The sequence below is a fragment of the Macrococcus psychrotolerans genome (assembly GCF_038095555.1).
GTDB lineage: Bacteria > Bacillota > Bacilli > Staphylococcales > Staphylococcaceae > Macrococcoides > Macrococcoides psychrotolerans.
In genome coordinates, this window is sequence record NZ_CP124591.1 from 1,005,697 (window position 1) to 1,019,861 (window position 14,165).

Here is a 14,165-nt window from a genome sequence, read left to right on the forward strand (position 1 = left end):
AATGAACAGATGGTCAGGGTTAATCGTAGAATATAAGCATTTTTTACCCGTAAGTGAGGCAACACCGAAACTCACATTAAATGAAGGTGGTACGCCATTGATACATTGTGCTCATCTTTCAGAGGTTCTTGAAAATGAAGTATATGTGAAATATGAAGGTGCGAATCCTACAGGTTCATTTAAAGACCGCGGTATGGTGATGGCTGTAGCAAAAGCTAAAGAAGAGGGGAAAGAAATTGTCATTTGCGCTTCTACGGGAAACACTTCAGCTTCAGCAGCTGCCTATGCTGCAAGAGCCGGAATGAAAACGATTGTAGTAATTCCGGAAGGGAAGATTGCTATGGGTAAATTGGCTCAGGCAATCGTTTATGGAGCTGATATCGTTTCTATCGAAGGTAACTTTGATGAAGCATTGAAGATTGTAAGACATGTTGCAGAAAAACGTGATGATATCGCACTAGTAAACTCCGTTAATCCATATCGACTAGAAGGTCAGAAGACAGCTGCTTTTGAAGTAATTGAACAGCTTGGACAAGTTCCAGACGTGTTAGCGATTCCTGTTGGAAATGCTGGTAATATTTCGGCATACTGGAAGGGGTTTAAAGAATATGATGCAAATCATAACGTTGGTTTACCAAAAATGTATGGTTTCCAGGCAGAAGGTGCTGCACCGATTGTAAAAGGTCGTATTATCGAGCAGCCAGAAACGATTGCTACTGCGATTCGTATCGGGAATCCTGCAAGCTGGAAGCTCGCAGATGCAGCACGTGATGAATCGGAAGGAATGATAGATGCTGTAACAGATGATGAGATACTAGAAGCATATGACTTAATTGCAAAGAAAGAAGGTATCTTTGCTGAACCGGGCAGCAATGCAAGTATTGCTGGTCTGTTAAAGTTAAAACGTGAAGGTCGTCTGTCAAAGGGGCAGACGATTGTTGCAGTATTAACGGGAAATGGGCTTAAAGACCCGCAGACTGCGATTGATTCAATTGAAATACAGCCTGCTGTGCTAAAGAACGATGAATCAGCGATTATTAGATACATTGAGGAGCGAGTATAATGCTATATATAAAAGTCCCAGCGTCAACATCCAATTTAGGACCAGGATTTGATTCGATCGGTATGGCTGTAAACATCTATCTTGAACTTGAAGTAGAAGAAAGTGAAAACTGGGAAATTCAGCATCTCGGTGATGTACTATCTGAACTGGATGATAATGATGATCATTACATCAGGAAGATGTGTCGACTGTTTATGCAGCAGTTTAATCTAGAAGAAAAAAAGTTTAAAGTTATAATGTATTCTGATATCCCATTAGCGCGTGGCCTGGGAAGTAGTGGTTCAGCACTCATTGCAAGCCTTGAAATTATCAATCATTTCTATCAATTAAATTTAACAAGAGAAGAACGTATTCGTATACTCTCTCGAATTGAAGGACATCCAGATAATGTTGCACCGAGTATTAAAGGTGGTATTGTTGCAGGATATTATAATAATGTAACCGATGAAACGGTGACATTAGATGTTCCTGTGATTAAGTGGCCGATCATGGTTGTAGTTCCTAATTATGAACTGAAAACTGAAGCATCAAGAAATGTCCTTCCCGACCACATATCGTTTGAAAATGCAGTTCGTGCAGGTGCAATAGGTAATATGCTTATAGCAGCACTTTACTCTGAAGATTATAGGACAATGGGGAAGATGATGACAAGTGATCTTTATCACGAACAGTATCGTGCACACCTTGTGCCGCATTATCAGATGGTGAAGGATGTTATCACTGAGGACTGCTTTGCATTTTTAAGTGGGGCAGGGCCATCGATCTTTATTGTATCTCATCCTAAGCAGTATGATGAAAATCGTTTCAATCTACTAAAGTTACCCGACTGTGACGTAAAAAGCATAGAACCCGATCAGGAAGGCGTAATTACCTTTGAAAAAGAAGGTCGTATGGTAAACTAATACTATCAATTTTTAGGAGTGAGAAAATGAACTATAAACTGATAGTGCTCGATATGGATGATACATTACTATCATCTAAGAACGAAATATTGCCTTCAACGATCAAGGCATTGATAGAGGCACAGAATAATGGTGCTATGGTTGTGCTGGCATCCGGCAGGCCGACAGGTGGCATGATAGATGCAGCAGAAATACTACAGCTGGACACACATCAATCCTATATTATCAGCTATAACGGGGCTGTTGTAACAAGGATGAATGATCGCACAGTTGTAGATGCAACATATGTTCAGCAAGCGCATTTTAGTGAAATTTTACGATTTTTAAGAAAGGAAAATGTAATGGCACTGACATATAAGGACAACACAATTTATTATGAAGGTCAGTCAGCCTACGAACAAGTAGAAGGTGAACTTACAGGTTTAGAAATGATTAAAGTAGACAATCTGCAAACTGTCATTACAGAAGATGTGCCTAAAGTGATGGGCGTCGGAGATATTGAACATATTGAGGTTTTAAACAAGCAGCTGGAAGGAAGTTTTGGTTCTGACATCCACGCTACGACCTCAAAGCCATTCTTCCTTGAATTTATGCATCGTGATGTTTCAAAAGGAAAGGTGTTACAACGTCTGGCGGAGCAGCTTGGAATTCAGCAGTCAGAAATTATTGCATTTGGTGACAGCAATAATGACAAAGATATGCTTGAATTTGCAGGACTGGGCGTGGCGATGGGGAATGCGAATAATACGATTAAAGAAGCTGCAGATGTCATCACACTCAGTCATGATGAGGATGGAATCGCACAAATAATAGAAACATATCTATATAAAAAATGATGCTTCATTGATATGTTGATGATAATGAAGCATCTTGAAAATTATGTAATCTATGGAGTACGAAGCAATGATGTTATAATCTTGATAAATCTAGGGGTCAGAATTTTCTGGCCTCTTTTTTGACAAGCAGCAACAATTATTTTGCTGTATGTGTCCATTCTGAAGCATTGCGATGTCTTTTTGTATGTGCAAATATATTATCAGCAGCATAATCTTCATTTGTATAGACAGTAATATCGTAGAATACCATATCGTCTTCAAACGGCTCATAAAGGTACGTATCCTTTAGATGGTCGAATAATCGGATCATTGCTGTGCGATCTAGTCCTGGATATTCACGTAAAATCTTTTTAATAATCTGGTTATGTTTTTCATAGACACCCTGCACTACAATTACAAATTTTTCATCAGTTTTTAGTACGTCATCAAATAGGTTAATTTGTCCATTACTCATTATCACCACTCCTTTATACATATTATACAAAGAAACCCTACACAATGTATAGGGTTGTTGTCTTATAACGTATGCTTTTCAAGATTGATATCTTCAAGTTTAATGACTTTTGTACGTTTAACTAATTTATAGCTAAAATAAGTTATGATTGCAACGATAATAGGAATATATGATTCAACGACCTTAACATAATTCATCGCCTTAATATCGCCAAATGACTGACCAACTAACAAGAAAATAATGGTACAAATTACGATAATCGGTCCTAATGGGAATAAGGGTGCTTTATATGCAAGTAAAGCGTCGATATCTTTATTTTGTTTTATAATTGCATTTCTTAGACGCATATGACTTATTATACTGATAAGCCATACGATTAGAACAAGCGATCCCACCATGTTTAATAGTTTGAAATAACCTCCTGCATTGATGTTTGCATAGATTAATGTGAGTATAACGAAACCTGTTGTTACTATTAATGCATTAAATGGCATATTATTTTTATTTAGTTTTCCAACAAACCTCGGTGCTTTATTATCCTGACTTAATGATAATAATAGTCTGCTTGTTGCGTACAATCCAGAGTTACCTGCACTAAGCACCGCAGTTAATATCACTGCATTCATTACAGAAGCAGCAAACAGGATACCTACTTTATCGAATACGATAGTAAATGGGCTCATAGACACATCGCTATTCTCATTAATGAGCTGAGGATCTGTATATGGGATAATACAAGCAATAATAAATATAGAACCGATATAGAACAATAAAATTCTCCAGAAGACTTGCTTAATTGCTTTTGGCATAGATTCACTTGGATTCTCAGACTCGCCCGCTGTAACAGCCACGACTTCAGTTCCACCAAATGAGAATCCAGCGACAATTAATACTCCCAGTAATCCGAATATACCATTATGGAAAGGGGCATCACCAACCGTAAAGTTTTTAAATCCAATAGGCTCACCACCAATAATTCCAAAAATAAGTAATAACCCCATGATCAAAAATAAGAAGATGGTTGCTACTTTAATAATACTGAACCAGTATTCAGCTTCTCCGAAAGATTTAACAGAAAATGCATTCAACATGAAAATCAATGCTAGAAAAATAAGACTCCATATAAAAGGATGAATGCCACCGAACATCTCCCAGTAACTTAGGACTTTAGCAGCAGATAATATATCGACACTTGTTACTAAGCTCCAAATAATCCAGTAAAACCAACCAACTGTAAACCCTGCAGCTGGATCAATAAAACGGGTTGCATAAGCATTAAATGCACCAGACACGGGATAAAATGTTGCGAGTTCTCCAAGTGCTGTCATTAAAAAGTAAATCATAATACCGATAACAGCATATGCGACTAATGCACCACCTGGTCCAGCTTGTGCAACAACTGCACCACTTGCCATGAATAATCCTGTACCAATCGAACCTCCGATTGCTATCATTGAAATATGGCGAGTCTTTAAATCTCTATCCATCTTCTTATGTTCCATATAATCACCTATCTTCCTAAAAATATAATCCCTATTGTAAGATAATTAAGAAAATTTATCAAGAAAAAGTTTTAATGCGTTTATGCTTTTAAACGTTAAAGTGTAAATGCGAGTAAAAACTGGACTATGAAAATAAGTGTTGACTCTTCGCAGTCCAGAAAAATTGTTAATAATTATTATTTTGTCTCACGGTGTAAGGTGTATTTTTTTAATCTTGGACAGTATTTCATCAATTCAAGACGCTCAGGATTATTCCTTTTATTTTTCTTCGTGATATAGTTTCTATCGCCACATTCCGTACAAGCTAAAGTAATATTTACTCTCATTTTGTTCACTCCTATAAATTCATTTGTTTTAGTCTAATATGATATCAGGATTTGTTTCTGCTACCGTAAACTGAGGCAGAGGATCATTAAATATTGTCCAGTCCATCTTCATTTCTTCGTCTGTTAATAAACAGTGATCAAGGTCAGATACAATTTGCTGTTGATTCATTTCGATTCCGATAAAAACGATTTCAGTCTGGCGATCACCGAATGCATCCCATCTCTCCTTAAGTGTAGGATCTTCTATCATTTCCAGAGCTATCTCATCCGTACTTAACGTTGCAATCCATTCACCAGCACCTTGAATCTGCATCGAGTTACCTGCCTGGCTGATTAATCCACACATATCATTACGGGATGCCAACCAGAAGAATCCTTTTGAACGTATAACATCTAATGAAAAGTTTTCTAGGAAATGCATAAAACGTTCAGGATGGAAAGGGCGCTTTCTTCTATATACAAATGAGCCGATACCATACGCTTCAGTTTCCGGTGTATGCTCATCGTTTAATTCTTTTAACCATCCGGCACTTTGAGATGCTTTTTCAAAGTCAAATAACTTCGTGTTTAAAATTTTATCCATGTGGATTTTTGAGTGATCTGTCTCATAAATTAGTGCATCCGGGTTTAACTGATGGATTAATGCACGTAGTTCCTTAACATCTTCCTCATGCACTAAATCCGTTTTATTTAATAGAATAACATTTGCAAATTCAATTTGATCAATTAATAAGTCAATGACTTCACGTGTATCATGCTCATCATTTGCCATCTGGCGTTCAAGCAGCGATTCACCTGATGCATAATCATCCCAGAATCTGTTCGCATCAACAACTGTAACCATCGTATCTAACACTGTATTGTCACTTAAGTTTATACCTAGCACTTCATCGTTTAATGTTAACGTTTGAGCTACTGGTAAAGGTTCAGAGATGCCAGTAGATTCAATAACAATATAATCTAATTCTGAAGTTGTAATGAGCTTATTAATTTCAACCAGCAAATCTTCTCGTAACGTGCAACATATACAACCATTTTGTAACTGTATCATCTTTTCATCGGTACGTGACATATTTACTAGGTCAGCATCAACATTAATCTCGCACATGTCATTTACGATGACACCAACACGTTTGTCTTCGTTATTCATCAATATATGATTAAGCAATGTTGTTTTCCCGCTTCCTAGAAATCCGCTTAATACCGTAATAGGGACTTTCAAATGTATAACCTCCAATTCGTAATCATTACGTTTTAATATGTTATCGCTTTTATGACCATTTGTAAAGTAAAAAATCAAAAAGATAATTCTTCAGATAATCTTGCTTCTATCTATTGCATTTGTAAATAAAGAAGTATAGAATATTAAAACGTAACGATTACGAAATAGGAGATGATGAAATGAAGAAGTATTTTTCACTATTAGTGGTAATGGTAGTGATGCTGTTATCAGCTTGTGGTTCAGCAGATACAGTTCAAAAGGAGGGTAAACTAAAGGTCTATACGACAGTATTTGCATATAAGAGTATTATTGAGCAAATTGGTGGATCGCACGTTGAGGTGCAATCAATTTATCCGAAAGGAATCGATATCCATACTTTTGAGCCTACACAAAAAGATTCTTTACGTGTAGCGAAATCTGATATCTTTATCTATTCAGGTAAAGACTTGGACCTGGTTGGTGCTAAGATTGCTAATATTGCAAAAGATAAAACTAAAGTCGTGTCATTAGTACATGAAATCAAAGAATCTGATTTGCTTGCCAGTGAATCACATGAACATGGTGATGAACATGAACATGGTGATGAACATGAAGATCATAATCATGGCGTACATGACCCGCATATATGGCTAGACCCAGTGTTTAATAAATCTTTTGCAAAGACGATAAAAGATGAGCTCGTTGCTAAAGATAAAAAGCATAAGAAGGCCTATGAAGAGAACTATAACAAGCTGATCAAAGATCTTGATGCCATTGATAACAAGATGAAAGATATTGCGAAGAATAAAAAACATGATACGGTATATATCTCTCATGATTCATTAGGTTATCTTGCACACCGCTATGGATTTATGCAAGAAGGTGTATCTGGTATGAACAATGAAGAACCTTCCCAAAGTGATATTATCAATATGATTAATAATATTGAAAAGTCTAAAGCATCGGTGATTTTATATGAGCAGAATATACCATCCAAAACGACAGATATTATTAAGAATAAAACGAATGCAAAAACGGTAAGGTTTCACAATATGGCTGTATTAACAAAAGACGATAAAGGGAATATTACGTATCAGCAATTAATGGAAGATAATGTCAAAGCTATTGATGAAGCTTTAAATAAATAGGAGGAGCGATATTTTGGCTAAAAAATCAAAAATAGCAAAAGAACTAAAAAGGCAGCAGCTGGTAGAACAATATAGAGAACAAAGAGCAGCGTTGAAAGCTGCTGGAGATTACGTCGGTTTAAGCAAGTTACCAAGAGATTCATCACCTTCAAGACTTACGAACAGATGTCATATTACAGGAAGACCGCGAGGCGTTTATCGTAAATTCGGACTTTCTCGTATCGCACTAAGAGAACTTGCGCATAAAGGACAGCTACCTGGTATAAAAAAATCGAGCTGGTAGTACATGCTTAATTAGAAAGGTTAAGGCCATAAAAAGTCTTAGCCTTATTTTTATGTTATAATTTTTATTATGTCATATGTTTGATATAATAAAATGAAATTATGATCTAGGAGTAAATCATGAAAGAAAAAATAACTGCATCACTTTTAATCACGACTGAAGATAAAATATTGATTCAAGACAATGGCAACAAGCGAATGAAATTACCAGGTGTCGTAAAAAAAGGTCAATATACAATTAAACAGACTGCTGAGCAATTTGCGCGTAAGTTAAATAAAGAAATCAAAGTAGGAGGTATCTTGTTTGTTGTTGAGGAGAAAAAGCCGTTTAAAGGATTGATTTTTGAGACGATGGTTAATGATACTGCTTTTGTTTTCAATACACGCAATCAATCTGAATTTAAAGTAAGACATCCATATGCGTGGCTTGATTTTGATTACCTCGATCAGCTTGATATCGCTGATGAATTAAAACAGCTGATTATATCCAATCAAGTGATAAAATCAAGTGTGCCCTTAATCAATCTACATTAGGAGATATTATGAAAAGTTACTGGTTAAATTTTGCTGTTACTGATGTTGAACGTGCTCTAAACTTTTATCGTAATATCGGATTTGAAATCATTGATGAACGAAGTAACAATGAAACATTAGGTGCCTTTAAAATTGGTGATAATACGATATGTATATTTAAGCAGGATATACTTGAGCAGTTTATGCAGACACCATTAAAAGGTTACGCTGATCACCCTGAGATTATCATTTCCTTTGATCTGCCTGAAAAACACAATGTCGATGAGTTATATGAACGTATTGTTCAGTCGGGCGGAAATGCAGTAAGTAAGCCTACGGTAAAAAATGGTTATTATGGGTTTATATTCACGGATCTTGATGGTCATTATTTCAATGTGATGGTAATGTGAGGTAATTTATGTATAAGAAAATTGTAATATTAATTTTTACCGCAAGTATTCTGCTGTTATATTTTCTTCCTTCGATACACGGAAGGGGACAGATTAATCTCTATGTCCGCCTGCTGCTTTATGTTCTTACACTTCTTGGTTTATACATGAGTATGCTGATTGGACATATAAAGATGCGAATGCTCTATACTGGATTATTTGTATTGTTGACGGCAATAATATTGTTTATGCATACCTTTAATATATGGATATAATAGACTTTGATAACGGTTAAATACGATTAAAAAGAAGAGAAGATGACAGGGAATATTAATTTCTCGTCATCCTCTCTTCTTTTTAATGTGCCAGCATTTCTTCTTGTATTTCTCTAGCAGATAGGTCATCAGGATAGTATGTTGGCCAGTTTTCAAGTTCTTTTAGGAGTGCTTTACGATCATCCCCCATATAGATATGGAAATGAAGTGCACGTTCAGGAGCGATGATATGATCGCTGAACTGCACATAGTTGGGTGCCTCATTATCTCCATATACTTTTTTGAATATGTATCTAACGCCGCGATTTCCTTTTTCATAAGTCAGAATCTCTTTGCCATCATATTCATACTTAGCACGATGTTTTTTATTTTGTTTTGTAAAGATGATGTCTTTTTCACCAATTTTGATATGGGCGACATCAGTCTCGTATCCTTTATTATAGTATTCCTTTACTTCTTTCTTCGACTTATTCTGATCTTCCGCTTTATGTTCGAATACTTTATCAAGAGATCCATCTTTTAAGAAGGGATACACAGACTGCCAGTCACCTTCCCAGTCTGTTAACCGCCTGTCTTTTACAGCGTCATCTTCAAAATACCCTTCGTAGATTTTTTTGTCTGAATCTGTCAGATGATGTTCATGTTTGTGACTATGTACCTGTTTGTCTTTATGATGTTCAATCTTCTGTTCTTTTTTTACAGCTGCTTTATCTTCAGTGGTGTCACTACATCCAGTGAGCAATATAGCAAGTGAGACAGTTGTACCGATAATCAATTGTGTTTTCATATGTATTCTCCAATCGTAATTATTACGATTTAAATATTACTTCAACCCACATGATTCGTCAATGGTAAATTTATGGTAGAATGAATTTAAATATATTGAAAGAGGAATTTGTCTATATGAAACTAACTTTGATTTTTAGCTATGTACTGCTATTATTTGTCTTAAGATATGGATTCCAAATATTGAATGATCAAGTAACGCTTCTGCTACTGATTGGTGGATTAGCATTATTCGGATTTTCAAACAGAAAAAAATAGAGCAGGGTGAAGGCTTCCAGCTCTATTTAGTAGTTATCCAGAACATCTGTATCTTTTGGCATAAATAAGGCGAGTAGGATATAGATTGTAAATGTAGGTATATTCGCTGTAAAAAATGAGACTAAAATGAATGTGATTCGAACTACTTTAGAATCAATATTAAAATATTCACTAATACCACCAAGAACTCCAGCAACATAGCGATCAGTTGTTGACCTTGTAAGACGTTTTTTCATTATCTATCACTCCTTTTTTTAAATATAGCAAATAGATGTAGATTATTCCAATGATATACTAAAATGTTTAACATATAGTATTATGGGTATAGTAAAGATAGATTATTTAAGGGGATAGTAACATGGAAACAACAGAGAAGAAAAATGAAAAAGATATACTTGAACAAGTTAAAACGATATTAGGCAAGTAGGATCCAATTGATAAATAATATTACAACACCCGAGCCAGTTAGAAAAGTTTTATTCTAACTGGCTCGGGTGTTGTGATATTGGTATTAAAAATTATATACATGTAGCAAAACGTATGGCCTAATATTAAAATTCTCTGAATAGACCTACAACTTTACCAAGAACAGTGACTGAATCAAGGTAAAGCGGTTCCATTGTCAGATTCTCGGGTTGTAGACGGTAACGATTATTTTCTTTGAAAAAGCGTTTAACTGTCGCTTCATCTTCATCTGTCATCGCAACGATAATATCTCCATTTTCTGCGATGGACTGTCTTCTTACAATTACTTTATCTCTATCAAGAATGCCCGCTTCAATCATACTTTCCCCAACGACTTCTAAAATAAATATGTCACTGTTATGGCTAGAAGTGAAGTGTGCAGGTAATGGAAAGTATTCTTCAACATTTTCGATTGCAGTAATCGGGACCCCTGCAGTAACCTTTCCGATAACCGGTACATGAATTGTAGCCTCAGAATAATCTTGTGAATTTTCACCGTGTATAATCTCAATGGCACGGGGCTTCGTTGGATCTCGTTTAATATAGCCTTTTTCCTCGAGACGAGAAAGGTGGCCGTGCACAGTCGAACTTGAGGCAAGTCCAACAGCTTCTCCAATCTCTCTTACACTCGGTGGATATCCTTTAGTTGATACAATATGTTTTAAATAATCATATATTTCTTCTTGTCTTTTAGTGAGTTCTCTCATTTTAAACACTCCTTATATGTGGTGTTACACGTATTATAGCATACACGTTCGCATGTAACAAACATTTGTTCGTATTTTTATTGACATAGAACACACGTTCTGATAAAGTGTGAATACAAACAAATGTTCTAGGAGGAATTTGATATGACCGTTAGAATTTCTAAGGAATTTATACTATATTGTATCTTGTTTTTAATGATTACGCTTTTTTCGGTACTTTATATAGAACAATCGCAAGCTATTTATTATAATGAAGCACCTAGATTTACCGAACAGATAGGAGAACAAGACAATGGCAGATTACCGCATTCCGATTCTTATCATGATCCTGTTTCCAATGGTGAGGTACTTGGTGTTGTAAATTAATTAAAATATTTAATGTATTATGAGTGTAGCCAGTTGGTTTCACTCGTTTTTTTTGGTATCTTTATAATGAAAGGAATGAGAGTTATGCTAGATGAAAATAAGATGAAGAGAATTAATGAACTAGCTCAGAAGAAAAAGACAGCAGGTCTTACGGAGGAAGAAGGTAAAGAACAGACTTTATTACGTAAAGAATATTTACAGTCCTTCAGACAGTCTTTCAAGAAAACGATTGAGAACACGACCGTCATAGACCCTGAAGGTAATGATGTAACACCTGACAAGGTGAAAGACATTCAAAGATTAAATAATATCAGAAAATAAATTTTGTAGATGGGAGCATTTATATGTTTAATGAAAAAGATCAATTGGCAGTAGATAGTATTAGAGCTTTAAGTATCGATCAGATTGAGGAAGCGAATTCGGGCCATCCGGGGTTACCTATGGGTGCGGCACCTATGGCTTACACTTTATGGACACGTCATCTTAATTTCAATCCGTCATCACATCATTTCTTCGATAGAGATCGATTTGTACTATCAGCAGGACACGGTTCAGCTTTGTTATACTCATTGCTGCATGTTTCTGGTGGACTAGAAATAGAGGAACTTAAGCAGTTTAGACAATGGGACTCTAAAACTCCGGGACATCCAGAATACCGTCATACTAAAGGTGTAGAAATCACAACAGGGCCACTAGGGCAAGGATTTGCGATGAGTGTCGGTATGGCGATGGCAGAAAAACATCTTGCTGCAACTTTCAATCAGCAGTCAGATATTATTGATCATTATACGTATGTATTAGTTTCAGATGGAGACTTGATGGAAGGTATATCACACGAAGCTGCAAGTCTTGCAGGTCACTTAAAACTTAATAAATTAATTGCTTTATATGATTCGAATGATATCTCTTTAGATGGAGAGCTGAATAAAGCGTTCTCTGAAGATGTTAAAGGGCGTTTCGAAAGCTATGGCTGGGAACATATTTTAGTGTCCGATGGTAATGATATGGAAGCCATTGATAAAGCTATTTCAGTAGCGAAATCAAGTGATAGACCTACGATCATTGAAGTTAAGACAATTATTGGTTATGGTTCTCCGAATAAGCAAGGAACGAATGGCATCCACGGGGCTCCATTAGGAGGAGATGAGCGTAAGCTTGTATTTGAAGCATACGGTTTAGAGGCAGATAAGAAATTCCATGTAGATCCAGCCGTTTATGAAATATTCCAGCAGACGATGCTAAAACGTGCAAATGAAAAAGAGCAGTTATGGAATGAGAAATTTGCGCAATTAGAAAAAGAAAATGCTGAACTAGCACAACAGCTTAGACAAGCGATAGCTGGTGAATTAAATTCTGACTATGCGGAGGCTTTACCGGTATATGAGGCTGGTACATCAGCTGCTACCCGTGCAACGAGTGGTGATATGATCCAGGCAATCGCAAAAACAGTTCCTTCATTCTTTGGGGGATCTGCAGATTTAGCATCTTCTAATAAATCAAATGTTAAAGATACAGAAGACTTTTCGGCTGAAACGCCTGAAGGAAAGAATATCTGGTTTGGTGTCAGAGAGTTTGCAATGGGTGCTGCTTTAAATGGTATGGCTGCTCACGGTGGGCTTAAAGTATACGGTGCGACATTCTTTGTGTTTAGTGACTATTTGAAGCCGGCAGTAAGATTATCAGCGTTAATGGGCTTACCAGTCACATATGTATTTACACATGACTCAATAGCAGTTGGTGAAGATGGGCCGACACATGAACCAATCGAGCAGCTGGCTGGTTTACGAGCGATTCCTAACTTAAATGTGATTCGTCCGGCCGATGGTAATGAAAGCCGTGCCGCCTGGAAAATTGCGCTTGAATCAACTGATGCACCGACTGCACTTGTCCTTACGCGTCAGAACTTAACTGCGATTGATATTGAACAGGACAAACTAGAAGCGGGAGTTGCACGTGGTGGTTATGTTGTATATCAGTCTGAGCATCCGGAGATATTAATAGTCGCAACTGGTTCGGAAGTGAATTTAGCGATTGATGCAGCAAAAGTGTTAGAAAAACAAGGTAAAGGCGTTCAAGTGGTATCAATGCCGAACACTCAAAAATTTGATGCACAAGATAAATCATACAAAGAAGAAGTATTACCATCTTCAATTAAGCAGCGTGTTGCAATTGAAATGGCTGCTTCTGATAGTTGGTACAAATACGTTGGTCTGGATGGACTTGTAATTGGTATTGATAAATTTGGTGCAAGTGCACCTGGAGAATTAGTTATGGAGAAATATGGATTTACTGTAGAAAATGTTGTAAATAACATTTTGAATATGAAGTAAATAAAAGGCTGTATATCAGCCTTTTATTATTTATAGAAAACATATTGAAAAAAAAGTTTGTTTTTAGTAAAATTTTAATGGTATAAGAAAGTGGGTGAACAAATGGCTACTTGGATTTGGATATTGATTGTACTACTTGCATTAGCAGCAGGTGCTGCTTTAGGATTCTTCCTGGCAAGAAAATATATGATGGATTACTTGAAGAAAAATCCACCGATCAATGAAGAAATGCTTCGTATGATGATGATGCAAATGGGTCAGAAACCATCTCAAAAGAAAATTAATCAAATGATGCAGATGATGAATAGAAATATGAATCAAAATCTTAAATAAATAAAGGTCTTTAATGAGACGCCAAGACC

Annotated in this window: 19 protein-coding genes; 12 read left to right on the plus strand and 7 right to left on the minus strand. The window is 36.2% G+C overall.

Features of this window, described 5'->3' with window-relative positions:
* Position 1 precedes the first annotated feature (1 nt).
* From thrC to QA539_RS05040, 3 genes are read left to right on the plus strand one after another with little or no spacing between them, the layout of a single operon-like run.
* Positions 2-1,063, plus strand: coding sequence for a threonine synthase (gene thrC / locus QA539_RS05030; RefSeq protein ID WP_419895574.1), 1,062 nt, complete (start codon positions 2-4; stop codon positions 1,061-1,063).
* Positions 1,063-1,965, plus strand: a complete 903-nt coding sequence (gene thrB, locus QA539_RS05035; protein WP_219494725.1) for a homoserine kinase — start codon at positions 1,063-1,065, stop codon at positions 1,963-1,965. The genes thrC and thrB overlap by 1 nt, the downstream gene beginning before the upstream one ends.
* 26 nt (positions 1,966-1,991) lie before the next feature.
* Complete coding sequence (locus tag QA539_RS05040) at positions 1,992-2,801, plus strand: Cof-type HAD-IIB family hydrolase (protein ID WP_219494726.1); 810 nt, start codon at positions 1,992-1,994, stop codon at positions 2,799-2,801.
* Positions 2,802-2,937: 136 nt separating this feature from the next.
* Here QA539_RS05040 and QA539_RS05045 read toward each other — a convergent pair whose 3' ends face one another.
* From QA539_RS05045 to QA539_RS05060, 4 genes are all read right to left on the minus strand, one after another.
* Entirely contained in the window at positions 2,938-3,255 is a 318-nt protein-coding gene (locus tag QA539_RS05045) for a hypothetical protein (protein ID WP_219494727.1), read from the minus strand.
* A 62-nt stretch (positions 3,256-3,317) separates the two neighbouring features.
* Positions 3,318-4,757 (minus strand): amino acid permease, encoded by a 1,440-nt coding sequence (locus QA539_RS05050; protein ID WP_219494728.1) that lies wholly within the window; start codon positions 4,755-4,757, stop codon positions 3,318-3,320.
* A 176-nt stretch (positions 4,758-4,933) separates the two neighbouring features.
* Positions 4,934-5,083, minus strand: coding sequence for a 50S ribosomal protein L33 (gene rpmG / locus QA539_RS05055; protein WP_283722175.1), 150 nt, complete (start codon positions 5,081-5,083; stop codon positions 4,934-4,936).
* Between the two features lie 28 nt (positions 5,084-5,111).
* The gene (locus tag QA539_RS05060) at positions 5,112-6,305 is read right to left on the minus strand and encodes a GTP-binding protein (protein ID WP_283722174.1); all 1,194 of its coding nucleotides are present in this window, start codon (positions 6,303-6,305) and stop codon (positions 5,112-5,114) included.
* A 179-nt stretch (positions 6,306-6,484) separates the two neighbouring features.
* On the opposite strand from QA539_RS05060, the gene QA539_RS05065 reads away from it, so the two are divergent.
* The 4 genes from QA539_RS05065 to QA539_RS05080 all read left to right on the plus strand — a co-directional run bounded on the left by QA539_RS05065 (position 6,485) and on the right by QA539_RS05080 (position 8,637).
* Positions 6,485-7,432: a metal ABC transporter solute-binding protein, Zn/Mn family gene (locus QA539_RS05065; protein WP_419895575.1), complete on the plus strand. Its 948-nt coding sequence runs from the start codon at positions 6,485-6,487 to the stop codon at positions 7,430-7,432.
* A 13-nt stretch (positions 7,433-7,445) separates the two neighbouring features.
* Positions 7,446-7,715 carry a 30S ribosomal protein S14 gene (gene rpsN / locus QA539_RS05070; RefSeq protein WP_041635978.1) on the plus strand — a complete coding sequence of 90 codons (270 nt, stop codon included), beginning with the start codon at positions 7,446-7,448 and terminating at the stop codon, positions 7,713-7,715.
* A gap of 119 nt (positions 7,716-7,834) precedes the next feature.
* Complete coding sequence (locus QA539_RS05075) at positions 7,835-8,248, plus strand: hypothetical protein (RefSeq protein WP_219494733.1); 414 nt, start codon at positions 7,835-7,837, stop codon at positions 8,246-8,248.
* An 8-nt stretch (positions 8,249-8,256) separates the two neighbouring features.
* The gene (locus tag QA539_RS05080; RefSeq protein WP_219494734.1) at positions 8,257-8,637 is read left to right on the plus strand and encodes a VOC family protein; all 381 of its coding nucleotides are present in this window, start codon (positions 8,257-8,259) and stop codon (positions 8,635-8,637) included.
* 336 nt (positions 8,638-8,973) lie between these two features.
* Here the strand turns inward: QA539_RS05080 and QA539_RS05085 are convergent, their stop codons facing one another.
* Entirely contained in the window at positions 8,974-9,678 is a 705-nt protein-coding gene (locus QA539_RS05085; protein WP_219494735.1) for a ZinT family metal-binding protein, read from the minus strand.
* Between the two features lie 116 nt (positions 9,679-9,794).
* On the opposite strand from QA539_RS05085, the gene QA539_RS05090 reads away from it, so the two are divergent.
* Positions 9,795-9,935, plus strand: a complete 141-nt coding sequence (locus tag QA539_RS05090) for a hypothetical protein (RefSeq protein WP_219494736.1) — start codon at positions 9,795-9,797, stop codon at positions 9,933-9,935.
* A 26-nt stretch (positions 9,936-9,961) separates the two neighbouring features.
* On the opposite strand, the gene QA539_RS05095 is transcribed toward QA539_RS05090, so the two are convergent.
* Entirely contained in the window at positions 9,962-10,171 is a 210-nt protein-coding gene (locus QA539_RS05095) for a PspC domain-containing protein (RefSeq protein WP_219494737.1), read from the minus strand.
* Positions 10,172-10,486: 315 nt separating this feature from the next.
* The gene (lexA, locus tag QA539_RS05100; protein ID WP_219494738.1) at positions 10,487-11,107 is read right to left on the minus strand and encodes a transcriptional repressor LexA; all 621 of its coding nucleotides are present in this window, start codon (positions 11,105-11,107) and stop codon (positions 10,487-10,489) included.
* 144 nt (positions 11,108-11,251) lie between these two features.
* Between lexA and QA539_RS05105 the strand changes: the two genes are divergently transcribed.
* The 4 genes from QA539_RS05105 to QA539_RS05120 all read left to right on the plus strand — a co-directional run bounded on the left by QA539_RS05105 (position 11,252) and on the right by QA539_RS05120 (position 14,136).
* Complete coding sequence (locus tag QA539_RS05105; RefSeq protein WP_419895576.1) at positions 11,252-11,473, plus strand: hypothetical protein; 222 nt, start codon at positions 11,252-11,254, stop codon at positions 11,471-11,473.
* 84 nt (positions 11,474-11,557) lie between these two features.
* On the plus strand, positions 11,558-11,794 hold the full coding sequence (locus QA539_RS05110) for a DUF896 domain-containing protein (protein ID WP_219494740.1): 237 nt from the start codon (positions 11,558-11,560) through the stop codon (positions 11,792-11,794).
* Between the two features lie 23 nt (positions 11,795-11,817).
* Entirely contained in the window at positions 11,818-13,803 is a 1,986-nt protein-coding gene (gene tkt, locus QA539_RS05115; protein WP_419895577.1) for a transketolase, read from the plus strand.
* 102 nt (positions 13,804-13,905) lie between these two features.
* Positions 13,906-14,136, plus strand: a complete 231-nt coding sequence (locus tag QA539_RS05120; protein WP_041635981.1) for a YneF family protein — start codon at positions 13,906-13,908, stop codon at positions 14,134-14,136.
* Positions 14,137-14,165: the final 29 nt, after the last annotated feature.

Bases quoted from the DNA above. Each gene is read 5' to 3' on its own strand.
- thrC (WP_419895574.1), top strand. From the start codon at position 2: ATGAACAGATGGTCAGGGTTAATCGTAGAATATAAGCATTTTTTACCC.
- thrB (WP_219494725.1), top strand. From the start codon at position 1,063: ATGCTATATATAAAAGTCCCAGCGTCAACATCCAATTTAGGACCAGGA.
- QA539_RS05040 (WP_219494726.1), top strand. From the start codon at position 1,992: ATGAACTATAAACTGATAGTGCTCGATATGGATGATACATTACTATCA.
- QA539_RS05045 (WP_219494727.1), bottom strand. From the start codon at position 3,255: ATGAGTAATGGACAAATTAACCTATTTGATGACGTACTAAAAACTGAT.
- QA539_RS05050 (WP_219494728.1), bottom strand. From the start codon at position 4,757: ATGGAACATAAGAAGATGGATAGAGATTTAAAGACTCGCCATATTTCA.
- rpmG (WP_283722175.1), bottom strand. From the start codon at position 5,083: ATGAGAGTAAATATTACTTTAGCTTGTACGGAATGTGGCGATAGAAAC.
- QA539_RS05065 (WP_419895575.1), top strand. From the start codon at position 6,485: ATGAAGAAGTATTTTTCACTATTAGTGGTAATGGTAGTGATGCTGTTA.
- QA539_RS05075 (WP_219494733.1), top strand. From the start codon at position 7,835: ATGAAAGAAAAAATAACTGCATCACTTTTAATCACGACTGAAGATAAA.
- QA539_RS05080 (WP_219494734.1), top strand. From the start codon at position 8,257: ATGAAAAGTTACTGGTTAAATTTTGCTGTTACTGATGTTGAACGTGCT.
- QA539_RS05085 (WP_219494735.1), bottom strand. From the start codon at position 9,678: ATGAAAACACAATTGATTATCGGTACAACTGTCTCACTTGCTATATTG.
- QA539_RS05090 (WP_219494736.1), top strand. From the start codon at position 9,795: ATGAAACTAACTTTGATTTTTAGCTATGTACTGCTATTATTTGTCTTA.
- QA539_RS05095 (WP_219494737.1), bottom strand. From the start codon at position 10,171: ATGAAAAAACGTCTTACAAGGTCAACAACTGATCGCTATGTTGCTGGA.
- lexA (WP_219494738.1), bottom strand. From the start codon at position 11,107: ATGAGAGAACTCACTAAAAGACAAGAAGAAATATATGATTATTTAAAA.
- QA539_RS05105 (WP_419895576.1), top strand. From the start codon at position 11,252: ATGACCGTTAGAATTTCTAAGGAATTTATACTATATTGTATCTTGTTT.
- QA539_RS05110 (WP_219494740.1), top strand. From the start codon at position 11,558: ATGCTAGATGAAAATAAGATGAAGAGAATTAATGAACTAGCTCAGAAG.
- tkt (WP_419895577.1), top strand. From the start codon at position 11,818: ATGTTTAATGAAAAAGATCAATTGGCAGTAGATAGTATTAGAGCTTTA.
- QA539_RS05120 (WP_041635981.1), top strand. From the start codon at position 13,906: ATGGCTACTTGGATTTGGATATTGATTGTACTACTTGCATTAGCAGCA.